Here is an 11,834-nt window from a genome sequence, read left to right as displayed (position 1 = left end):
TTAAGAAGATCAAAGAAACATAATTAATGGATAATTTTCAAATAGAAACCGCTCAAAATGTTAGTATTCAACAAAACGCTGCAGGAATAGGAGAGCGCATTTTGGCGTATCTAATAGATATTGTGATCATTATTGCCTATTTCATAATGATGATATTTATACTTGAAGCTATTGCCGTAGAGTTAAAAGATCAATGGGCTATTATGCTTATATTGGGGTTGCCCCCGTTTATGTATTTTTTATTGTGGGAAACTTTTTGGGATGGTAAGACGCCGGGAAAGGCAACCATGAAGATCAAAGTGGTTAGATTAGATGGTTCTAGACCAGCGTTTTCAAATTATTTGATAAGATGGTTGCTTAGGCTATTGGATATATCTTTGGCTTTTGGAGGGGTGGCTGTTGTGACTATTTTGATGAACGGAAGAGGGCAGCGTTTAGGAGATATGGCAGCCGGAACAACAGTTATTAGTGAGAAACAACATGTTAAACTAAGCCAAACCATTTTGGTAGATATTCCCGAAGATTATGTACCTGTATATTCTCAGGTTACTGTTTTTAGTGATGAGGAAATACGTAAAATAAAAACCATTTATACAGATGCAAAGCGAGAAGGAAATCATAGTGTTATCTTAGAACTCTCTAAGAAAGTAAGTTCTTTGATGGATGTCACACCAAACGAAAAACCACTGCATTTTGTAGATAGGGTACTGGCCGACTATAATTATTATACACAAAAATTATAGTTCAAAGTATGTGAGTTATTATTGGTCGAAGTATAACAAGGTTATTGGGGGTTATCGTATTACTTCTGCTGTAATAAATATATTTTCTTTAGGCCATTCACTACTATCAACAGGTACATTCGAAATTTTATCGACTACGTTCATCCCTTTTATGACTTTACCAAAAATAGTATGTTCTCCATCAAGATGAAATGCTCCTTTTTTGGCAACTACAATAAAAAACTCAAATGGTGTAGAACGGTTAGAAGGGTTGTGTTCCCATTGTTTTGATAAAGCGACAGAACCTCTGGTGTGTCTCAGGCCTTTTACTTGTTCTTGAGGAACTGTATATTCTCCTATTTGAAAACGTTTTGCCGCCATTTCCTGGCGATCACTATTGCCTCCTTGTATAACAAACCCTTTTGCTACCCGATAGAAAAAAGTTTCATCAAAATATTTTTGTTTAACCAGATAGATGAAATTTGCCCTATGAAGAGGGGTTTGTTTATAAAGACGTATATGTATAGTACCATAAGTTGTTTTCAGTCTAACCAGTGTTTCAGGATTTTCCTTTCCATAAGCTTCCATAAATTCTCTAAGATTCTTATTGGTAAGTTTAAAAGGTTCCTGATTTAGATGCTCTTCTTTTTTATCCCCTTCCTTATTTAAAGTGTCAAGAGTATTATCTTTTATTTTTAGACTATCTGTAATATTAACCCTTTCAATATTCTGCTTATTTTTTTTAGATTGTGTATCTTCACAATTAGAGAATAAGGTAATAATAGTACAGAAACATAAAATTGACCGGGTAAATGACATTTGATACGTTTAAAAATTTAATTCCAAAAATAGAAAAAATGTCAGTACCTGGAGAATCTTCGCACTACATTATGGCTCCAGAAGTCAGAAAAATGCAACTGGATCGACTTAATCTGGAGGAAAAAAAACCTAGAAATGCTGCGGTAATGATGCTTTTTTACCCAGTAAAAAGCAGTACCCATTTTGTACTTATTTTGCGACCGATATATAAAGGAGTACATTCTGGACAAGTAGCATTACCCGGAGGGAAAGTCGAAAAATATGATGAAGATTATACCATGACGGCACTGCGAGAAACAGAAGAAGAAGTTGGGGTAGAAATAAGTAAGGTTAAAGTATTAAAACCACTAACAAAAGTATATATACCACCTTCTAATTTTTGGGTGCACCCGTTTTTGGGATATACCGAAGATCGACCCGATTTTGTTATTCAGGAAGAAGAAGTGGCCAAAGTGATCGAAGTACCGATACAAGAATTACTTGATGAAAACAATGTTGCTTCTAAAATATTATCAACTTCCTATGCAAAAAATATTGAGGTACCATCCTTTGATTTAAAAGGTTATACGGTTTGGGGAGCAACAGCTATGATGCTTAGCGAGCTTAAAACACTTTTTAAGACCTCTTTGGAATTATGATTTTGTATATTTGCGGTTTTAAAGGACAACCGATTATATACTTATGGGATTATTTAAAAGAAATCCATTTGGTCACATATTATTCTTAAAAAAATGGCTTATCCGTATTATGGGGGGCTTAACACATAGACGTTATCGCGGTTTTAATGAACTACAGATAGAAGGAAGTGAAGTTTTTAAAGATTTACCAGATAATAATGTGTTATTTGTATCGAATCATCAGACCTATTTTGCTGATGTAGTGGCAATGTTTCATGTATTTAATGCCAGTTTAAGCGGTCGTACAGATTCTATAAAAAATGTTGGCTACTTATGGCAACCTAAAATGAATCTATATTATGTAGCTGCAAAAGAAACGATGAAGGCCGGTTTATTGGCTAGAGTTTTGGCATATGCTGGGGCTATTACTGTAGAGCGAACTTGGAGAGAGAAAGGAAAAGAGGTAAATCGCCAGGTAAAAATGAGTGATATTACCAATATCTCAAGAGCACTCGAAGATGGATGGGTAATTACGTTTCCGCAAGGAACCACCAAACCCTTTAAACCTATTCGAAAGGGAACAGCTCATATCATAAGAAAATACAAACCGGTTGTAATCCCTATTGTTATCGATGGTTTTCGAAGATCTTTTGATAAGAAAGGAGTTCGTATCAAAAAGAAAGGGATTTTGCAATCGATGGTAATTAAGAAACCTCTCGAAATCGATTATGATAATGATACTATAGAGGATATTGTAAGTAAATTAGAATATGCAATCGAACAGCATCCTTCTTTTCTTAAAGTAATCCCACAAGCAGAACTCGAAGAGGAAGAAGCACTAAATAAAAAAAGACAGTGGGAGTATTGATATTTTAGAGGATGATGCATTACATAGTCCATAAGGCTTTAATTGATATCCTAGAGTTTAACTTTCATAATCTTACTTCGAATTATAAAAATGTTTTTTCTTTGAATACCTTGTAAGCTTGCTACTCAGCAGTAGTTGATTGATTATTAGAAAACTGAAATGCCTTAATAAATTACAAAATGAAGTTTTTTGTGAATTTATTATAGGTGCAATGATGATTTATCAAAGCACCTATTTGATCGTATAATGTTATGATTGTTTTTTTACAATTTGGGCGCTTAGCATTTTTCTACCATTGAACATATGTACAGAGTATATACCATTTGGTTGATTATCTATTTTTATGTTAACGGTTCTCTGATTGATTATCGTTTTTTCTTTTACAAGTAAGCCTTGCATATTGATAATTTTTAATTCCCAATTTCCTTTAGGAACTTGGATCGTAAAGTTCTCTATAAATGGATTAGGGTGTATTTTTATCTCTATTTTACTAGTTTGAAATTCATTAGTGAAAAAAGAAATTATCTCTTGTGAAACTCTTTCTCCAGATCTAATAGCTCCATCCATATACCCGGTCCAAATTTCACTGGTTTCTGTACCTGCCCAATGTATATTTCCTTCAGGAAGTCTTATCGTGTTTCCATACTTTGTTAATACTCCAACTGGCAAGGAGGAAACACACCCTCCGATTGTTAATTCATCACTCCAATTTGTTTCAATATAGTCGATATTTGACTGTGCAGACTTTCCGAAAAATGACTCAATTTCGTCTTTGGCAATTTGTTCTCTGTTAGTTGCTGGTTGTGACATAAATAAATCACTTGGGAAACCAACTAAGATCCCCGAAGAGGCATCCATAGGGGAGTTATCTCTCATAAATGTAAAATAATCACCATAAGCTGTTCCACTGAAACCTGCTGATCGCCAAAAAGGAGAATTGTATATAATGCTAATTTTAACACCGCTATTAGCAACCCAATTTTTTTGAAGATTTTGTCTGATAGTACTTAAACCTGATAAAAATGAAATATTTGCGACGTCTTTGGGCATCATAGCAACGACTACTTTTTTTGTAGTGATCGTTACATTGTTATAAGTTACTTTTACTTCATTACCTAGGTCATTTATAGAATTAACAGGAGAGTTTAATTTAATTGGAGATTTAATTTGAGTGGCAAGGGTTAAAGCTATGGATTGTGCACCTCCTTCAATACGTTCTTTTTGGGCATCATTTAGTAAGGCTTCTATGTTTCCTGAAGAATTGACGTAAAATAAAAAATAAAGTAATGAAATTGAAGAAGGTTCTGCTGATAGAAAACCTGCGATATCGGCAGATAATTGTAAACTCCCTAATAATGTTTCCATATTGGTATCCATCCAATCCTCCAGGGTCATATTATCCCAGATATTAGCATTTGTTGCATCCCAAGGATTGGCTATGGGTATTGTGGCAGCCATATTGTTTAGTTGTAATATAGCATTATTATAATCTGTAAGTTCTACGTTATTTAGTTCTGTTGGATTAACAATATTACCTGTGATGTAACTGGGAAATGAATTGATTTTTAGCTCTTTAATTAATTTGTAAATAGCTGTCTGACCAGGTCCAATCCATTGACCACCACCTTCTGCTACATATCCTCCTGATACTGGAATATTCAAGGTTCTTCCTCCAACCCTGTCTTTAGCTTCAAGGATTAGGATATTTGACACTCCTTCCTGTTCTAGACGAAGGGCTGTAGTAAGTCCTGCTAATCCCGCTCCAATGATAACAATGTTATAATTGTTTTTTTGATTACTTTCTTGTATTTTGGCAAGAATACTACTTGGCAATACGACTGCTCCCGCAGCAACGATTGATGAAAGTTTAATAAATTCTCTTCTTTTAGAGTTTTTCATTTTTATAAGTTTTACTAGTATTGTTCGATCTTTAATGCTTTGATATGATGAATGACCACAATTAATATTTCTTGTACTTATAACAGAAGTTTTTTTTTGTAATAGTTGATTTATGATTTATATAATTCAATACCATATTGCAGTGTATTTAAATTCTTACCTGTTTGGATTAATTAGAATAGTTGTAACAAGGCTTTGGTTCATATAAACAATGAACTTCTTTTAAGTAAAAATATGTCGGTAAACAGGAATATTGGTCTTTCCCTATAAATCAACACAAAACTCATAAGCAAAATATATCCTAATTTATAGGAGAAAATTGAAAATATTACTTAGTAGAGAGGCATAAAGTTTTTGACTTAAATTTTTTATAGTAAAAAATTATAACCAAACTATTTACTGCAGTTTATAGTATTAAAGAAGAAGAGAGGGGTAAATTTTGGCTTAACTAAAAGTTTATTGAGACAATATTCTTTTGAAATTAAATGTCCATTCACAAACCTGTAGATAATGATTAAAACCTTTTTTGGTTTTACTTGATCTTAAAAAATATAGGATACTGATCTATAATAATCGACTCTGGTATTGATTGTTCAATTAAAAAAGTTTTAACAGAACTAAAAAAACAGAAATTAAGTAAAATTACTCCAACCACTCTTTAAAATCCTTTACACGTTCACGGGCAACGATAATATCCTGTTCATCAAAATGATGTAACTTTACTTGCAACCTTGAATTGGTGTAGTATATAATATCTTTTATTGCGTTTATATTGATATAAAACTTTCTTCCGGTTCTGAAAAATTGTAGTGGGTTAAGCTCTTTTTCTAAAGCTTCTAAGGTAGTATCAATTAAATAATTCCTATTGTCTGTAGTATGAAGATACGTTCCTTTGTTTTCAGAATAAAAACATTCAATTTCTTCTACAGAAAATATTTTAAGATGCTGACCAACTTTTGCCGTGAATCGCTTTTTATATACACGATCCATAGGGTTAACCAGTAACTTTTTGATGTCTTCAAAATCTACTTGTAATTGCTGTTGTTTAGGAATTCTTTCCTGATATTTATCGACTGCCGTTTTAAGCTCATCATCATCTATTGGTTTTAGAAGATAATCAATACTATTTAATTTAAAAGCTTTCAACGCGTATTCGTCATAAGCAGTTGTAAATATGATAGAGCTTTTTATTTCTATGACATCAAATATCTCGAATGATAATCCATCACTAAGCTGAATATCTAAAAAAATAAGGTCAGGATGCTCATTGGTTGTAAACCATGCAATAGATTCTTGTACAGAATGCAACATGGTATCAACTTTTATGTCGAGATCACCTAGCATTCTACTTAACCTTCGGGCAGCAGGTTTTTCATCTTCGATAATAATGGTGGTCATTGTTTTGTTTATTTTATGTATATGATTTCAGTTATTAGAATTTTTTATAGTATAGTACTCTTATTATTAAAAGGAGTAAAAATGGTAGGATGATTATTAATACAATGAATGAATAAAAACTCTTATTCCCATAGTTGTTTTTCTTTGTCTTGCTCTTCTTCCATAAATTTTCTGATTTTACGCTCTTCCCAGTTTTTAAACATAGGGTTAATTCTAAAAGCTTTTATGGCATGAAACATCAAGCCTATTCCCCAAAAAAAAGCAGGCCATAAAAACCAGGCATATCGCCATTCGTTTTGATAATAATTTAAACCTGCCAAAAGGGCTATAACGATAACATATGACGAAAGTTTGTTATAGAATTTTTTTAACTCCTCGACGCGTTCTCTTGCACGTTGATATTTTTTTTCCTGATCAAAATCTTTCATAACAGTTGGATTTACATTACTATATACTCATTAAAATTTATCATTATTCATGAACTCTTTGATTTTACGCTCTTCCCAATCTTTACTATAAATAGAGTTTTTAAAATATTTTTTAAAAATAGTTCTGTCGCCAAAAACACATAAACCATGGATGAGTAATCCTATACCCCATAGTGCAGGAGTTAAAAACCGTTGCCATTGCATCCAATATTGTACACCAGAGTTTTTGGGACCAACTCCTGCATACTCAAAAATCTGTGTTACAAAAAAGTAGATAGCAATATTAATGAGGACATAAACAACGGCATGAGAATAGAATCCTTTTTCTGCTTCTAATTTCTTTTTGGCTCTTTCATAGGCCTTTTTTTCGTCGTATTTATTCATGATCCTTTCTTCTTGATTCGTTCATATACTGTCTTATTTTTTTCTCCTCCCAGTTTTTTCCTAAAATCGGGTGGTACCCAAAAGCTTCACTGGCATGAAAAGCAACTCCGATACCCCAACCAATGACAGGAAAAATAATCCAAGGGATACCAAAACCGGTTGTTCGATAATTGATAAAAGCTAAAAATGGAATAATAATAATATAAGCTGTTAGGTTGCCATAAAATTCCTTGATCTTCTTGACCCGTTCTTGAGCCATTTGATATTTAAAGTCATCTCTTTCGTGAAAATTTATCTTTGATGAAATAGTCATGTCTACTGCTTTAATTTGTTTTGTTAAGATGGGTAATTCTGCGATAAAAGCTTTTTCTGTTTTGAATACAGAGAACTTTCTTTTCGTTAAAAGGGCATATCGTTGTTGTATGTTTCCTAGCCCAACACCGCTACTTTGTTTAATCACCTCTTTAGGTTGAAGGTTGTTTTCTACAATGAGAAAACCATCTTTTTCATAAATTTTGATATGCAATGGCCTTTGTGGCATTATTACATTGTGTTTTACCGTGTTTTCTAACAATATTTGTAATGATAGTGGTACAACCCTAGCTTCTGGGTTAGAAGATTGAAGAGGTATTTCTGTTGTAATACTATCTTCAAAACGAAGTTGTACCAGGGTCATATAAGTTTTAGCAAATTTTAACTCTTCATCTACGGTAACCAAATCTTTATCTTTTTGCTCTAAAACATATCGATATACTTTGGATAGAGAAGTCGTAAACTTTTGAGCCATTTTTGGGTTCTCTTCAATCAAAGAAGTCAATACATTTAAGCTGTTAAACAAAAAATGCGGATCTAACTGGTTTTTTAAGGCAGCAAATTTTGCAGAGACTGTTCCTGCTATAATTTTTTGTTCTGTAACTTTTTTTTCCTGTAAGGCCTTGTAAAAATATACCGTATGAAAAAACAGAGAAATGATAATGGTTAGCAATAAAGGAAACAGATAATTCTTAAAAGTTTGATCGGCCCAAAATTCTTCTACGGTTTGTTTCTCGAAAATGATGACACTTACTACAAATTCGCAAAGCGCATATCCCAGAATAGTAACTATGACAGAACCACCGGCTCCTATAAGCACTCTAAGCAATCCTTTATCTTTCCATTCAAATTTATGATTAATGAATTTGAAATATACCGTATTGATATAGGTAAGAAAAAAGGCATATGAGAAATTAATCAACCACCATTGTATAGTAATAATTCTTTCAAAACTAAAAACATTGGTAAGCAACATAACTATTGCAACTATTATAGATACTAGTAAAGAAATAATGCTTATTTTTTTTAGGTCTTTCATACAATGCGATCAGTTTGTTTTAACTAAAATATTAATTTTTGATGATTGATTTATTTACTAACAATGTTATTGTTTAGCTTTTACAGTTTTGCTGTACACGACCTATTTGATTTTTCCCCCACTTAGGGTAGAAAGGAATATTGTTAGTTTCTTTTTCAAAGTACAAGATAGCCTTTTCTACCTCGGGACAAAAAGCTTTCACATCTTGCCCAAAGAATTTTGCGCTACCCATTTTCCATTCTGCATGGTATAAGATTGCTCGTGGGTTTTCTGGTTCAAGTACTTTAGCCTTTTGATATAATTCTTCTACTTTGGTAGAAAGTGTCATGCCATACACAGATGGGTTATAAGCTACATAAGCTGTGTTAAGTAACGCTTCCATAATAAGTATTTCTGCATTTTCCTTTGATAATGTTTTGGCTTCATTAAGATACTCTTGTGCTTTTTTCAATCTAGATTCAATCTCTTCGGCATTTTTAATACCAAAAGTAGTTATAATATGTATCTGTGCAGCATAATAATATGGTAGCCAGTTTTCTTCTTCAGCTTTGGCTATACGTTCAAAAAGATGAATAGCCTCATCTGGAGTTTTGGTTTTCCATAATTCGAATGCCTTGGTCATTCCTTTTTCATAAGAAGATTGTGCAGAAATAGTATTAGCTATAGTAATTATAAAAAAAGCTAAGGCAGTAATAATTGTTTTCATAATGTTGATTGTTTTAGTATTGTGATATAAATATCCTTCGATTTTTATCCTATAAGAATTAAAAAATACTGAAGTGTAGTTTTTTAAAGATGAAATGTAAAGCAGATACTGTAAGACAAGTTATAAAGGATATATACCTAATATCTTATTATGTTAAGTCTATAAATTATCTAATTGATTGTCTGTTTTGCTATCACTTATCGTCCAGAAAAAACCAATAATAAAAAACCTATCTGCATTGGGGCGTATTGCACGTCTTGCAAAATCACCATTGCTATTAGGTGTATTTGCATATTGATAGTTAAAAATATTGTCAAACCCCAATACATTAGAAACAGAGAAATACAGTATTTTTTGTTGGCTAAGCAAGTAAGCCCAACTAAGATTAATGCTATTGTAGGTTTTGGTTTTTCTATTTTGAAATGTGGATTGATTAGGATTATTATAAGGTCTGCCCGAAGCGAAATTATAGGTGGTACTCACCAGTGATTTCCAGTCCTTAATCCAGTATTTTGTAACTAACGATAAATTGTGCTTTGCTGCAAAATTAGGAGTTGCTCTATTGGGATAGTTGTTATAATCTCTTTGAGTATCCAGATAGGAGTAGCTTGCCCAGTATTCCAGATTTTTTATGGAGTTGTTATCTCTCCAGAAAATATCTAGACCTGTGGCATATCCACTTCCACTATTGCTATATACGCTAGAAAACTCTGGACGTTCGGTATCATATTTAATAAGATTATTGTATGTTTTATAGTACCCTTCTATACGTAGCGTTTTTCTATTGTGTTGGTATAAATAGTTTAAAATATAGTGAGAGGATTTTTTTGGTTCCAGTTGGGTTGCATATTTAAGGACGTTCTGTCCTGGGTTTTGATAAAAATCACCATAAGCCAATGAAATTTGAGATTTTGACGTAGTTTTGTATGCAAAAGATGCTCTTGGTGATAGTTTGGTGTATTTTAATAATGTATTATTGGTGGCTCTAACACCTACTTGCATGGCAAGTTTTTTGTTAAAAAATATATTAACTTCTGTAAAAGCGGCCGTGCTATTATTATCAAATTTAGTTCTAAATAGGGCAAAAGTATCAGCTTGAGCTTTTTCAGAAAAAGTACTTATAAACTGCTCAATACCCATATAGAGTTTAAAATGATTACTGAATCTCTTTTTTAGTTTTACTTTAAGATGAAGGCTGTTTTCTTCATTATTAACATCGGTATTGTCAATTTTGATGTCATTATCATCATTTGCAAAACTAGTACCAGTAGTAATGCTCCAATCATTTCTCAATGTACCTTTGTAAGAGGTGTTTAAATAAGTATTTCGGTTTTTTAGTTTGAAATTGATTCCTTCTGGAGTATTAATGTCTTCTTGTATTAAGTTAAAATGAGTTTGATTTACTCCTGCGTAAACTTTTAGAAGCCCTTTTTTCGTTGTATGCCGATAAACAGCTTCTCCAGACAATGATTCGTAGGGTTTTATCCAATCAACCCGTTGAGAAATAATTTCTTGATAAGGCTTTAAGTTGAGATAAAAAGCGTTGATACTTAAGGAATTTTTTTTCCAGATTTGCGTATTGCCCACTCCCATACCTACATTTATAAATGAGAGATCGGTTTTTTCCTGATCAGGTTCATTAATGGTGTTTAATAATAAGACACTGGATAGTGCATCTCCATATTCTGCAGAATATCCACCAGTAGAAAAATTGGTGCCTTTAAATAGGAAAGGAGAGAAACGCCCTCTAGTAGGTATATTATTTGTAGTTGCCGTATAAGGCTGAAACACTTTTAACCCATCGATATAGATGTTTGCTTCATCGGCATCACCCCCTCTTACAAAAAGACGACCATCTTCTTCTACGGTAGAAGTACCTGGTAATGTATGAAATGCTCCTATATAATCTCCTGCAGCTCCAGCCGTAGTCACAATATCCATAGGCGAAAGTACGGCTGTTTTACTATTGTCCCCTGCAGAAAAAGTTCCTGCGTTTAATACCACACTACCCAAAGAGTTAACATCTTCTTTTAATTGTATCGTTAGGTTTTTCATTTGCGATACATCTTTTTGTAGCAAAAAATTTTCGTAGGAAAGAAAAGACACCACCAGTGTATGTACTCCGTTTTCAGAAGACGTAAAAGAGAAATTTCCTTTCTCATCAGAGGAACTACCGTCGTATGTACCATCTAGATAAATATTGGCACCAGGGATTGCAATTCCTTTGGTGTCGTTAACAGTACCTGTAATGGTAGTTTGACCTGATATTGTATTGAATAATAGAAATAATACTAAAGTGGTTGATAATTTCATCTAAATAGCTTTTGTTAATTGATCAAAAATCATATTTATGTACCATTTGCAAAATTGAATGTTTCTGAACTGTAGTAAATCTTGGCTCAATTGACAAAATGAATGAATATTAAAAACAATGTTATACCCGTGGTACTTTGAATTTATTGTTCAAGAAAATCAGTTGTTTTTTGTTTATGAGAAGAAGAAAAAATAAGCATAGTGGTAATGACGGTTCTTTTTTATTCCGAAGCAGAAACGAAAAAGAGTATTTTATTATGGTAAATTCAAAGTGTAAGTAGTATTATACAAAACCAGAGGCTATAACATTCTATATATTATTTAGGAAG

The 11,834-nt window shown here is 32.6% G+C and carries 11 protein-coding genes; 3 read left to right on the top strand and 8 right to left on the bottom strand.

Features of this window, described 5'->3' with window-relative positions:
- Positions 1-26: 26 nt before the first annotated feature.
- Positions 27-743 carry an RDD family protein gene (locus tag ABW636_RS07290; RefSeq protein WP_367589304.1) on the top strand — a complete coding sequence of 239 codons (717 nt, stop codon included), beginning with the start codon at positions 27-29 and terminating at the stop codon, positions 741-743.
- A gap of 51 nt (positions 744-794) precedes the next feature.
- On the opposite strand, the gene ABW636_RS07285 is transcribed toward ABW636_RS07290, so the two are convergent.
- Positions 795-1,541 carry a peptidylprolyl isomerase gene (locus ABW636_RS07285; RefSeq protein WP_367589303.1) on the bottom strand — a complete coding sequence of 249 codons (747 nt, stop codon included), beginning with the start codon at positions 1,539-1,541 and terminating at the stop codon, positions 795-797.
- Positions 1,542-1,579: 38 nt separating this feature from the next.
- Between ABW636_RS07285 and ABW636_RS07280 the strand changes: the two genes are divergently transcribed.
- Complete coding sequence (locus ABW636_RS07280; RefSeq protein WP_367589302.1) at positions 1,580-2,179, top strand: NUDIX hydrolase; 600 nt, start codon at positions 1,580-1,582, stop codon at positions 2,177-2,179.
- Between the two features lie 43 nt (positions 2,180-2,222).
- Positions 2,223-3,026, top strand: a complete 804-nt coding sequence (locus ABW636_RS07275) for a lysophospholipid acyltransferase family protein (protein WP_367589301.1) — start codon at positions 2,223-2,225, stop codon at positions 3,024-3,026.
- Positions 3,027-3,275: 249 nt separating this feature from the next.
- Here the strand turns inward: ABW636_RS07275 and ABW636_RS07270 are convergent, their stop codons facing one another.
- The 7 genes from ABW636_RS07270 to ABW636_RS07240 form a co-directional block, all read right to left on the bottom strand.
- Positions 3,276-4,925, bottom strand: a complete 1,650-nt coding sequence (locus ABW636_RS07270; RefSeq protein WP_367589300.1) for an FAD-dependent oxidoreductase — start codon at positions 4,923-4,925, stop codon at positions 3,276-3,278.
- Between the two features lie 642 nt (positions 4,926-5,567).
- Positions 5,568-6,323 carry a LytR/AlgR family response regulator transcription factor gene (locus tag ABW636_RS07265; protein WP_367589299.1) on the bottom strand — a complete coding sequence of 252 codons (756 nt, stop codon included), beginning with the start codon at positions 6,321-6,323 and terminating at the stop codon, positions 5,568-5,570.
- Positions 6,324-6,445: 122 nt separating this feature from the next.
- Positions 6,446-6,751, bottom strand: coding sequence for a 2TM domain-containing protein (locus ABW636_RS07260; protein WP_367589298.1), 306 nt, complete (start codon positions 6,749-6,751; stop codon positions 6,446-6,448).
- Positions 6,752-6,781: 30 nt separating this feature from the next.
- Positions 6,782-7,135: a 2TM domain-containing protein gene (locus ABW636_RS07255; protein WP_367589297.1), complete on the bottom strand. Its 354-nt coding sequence runs from the start codon at positions 7,133-7,135 to the stop codon at positions 6,782-6,784.
- Positions 7,128-8,486, bottom strand: a complete 1,359-nt coding sequence (locus ABW636_RS07250) for a 2TM domain-containing protein (RefSeq protein WP_367589296.1) — start codon at positions 8,484-8,486, stop codon at positions 7,128-7,130. The genes ABW636_RS07255 and ABW636_RS07250 overlap by 8 nt, the downstream gene beginning before the upstream one ends.
- 73 nt (positions 8,487-8,559) lie before the next feature.
- Positions 8,560-9,192: a hypothetical protein gene (locus ABW636_RS07245; protein WP_367589295.1), complete on the bottom strand. Its 633-nt coding sequence runs from the start codon at positions 9,190-9,192 to the stop codon at positions 8,560-8,562.
- Positions 9,193-9,351: 159 nt separating this feature from the next.
- On the bottom strand, positions 9,352-11,505 hold the full coding sequence (locus ABW636_RS07240) for a TonB-dependent receptor (protein WP_367589294.1): 2,154 nt from the start codon (positions 11,503-11,505) through the stop codon (positions 9,352-9,354).
- Positions 11,506-11,834 lie beyond the last annotated feature (329 nt).

It is taken from the genome of Aquimarina discodermiae (assembly GCF_040786235.1).
Lineage (GTDB): Bacteria > Bacteroidota > Bacteroidia > Flavobacteriales > Flavobacteriaceae > Aquimarina.
The sequence above is the reverse complement of the archived record's forward strand: the minus strand, read 5'-3'. Positions and strand labels throughout refer to the sequence as shown.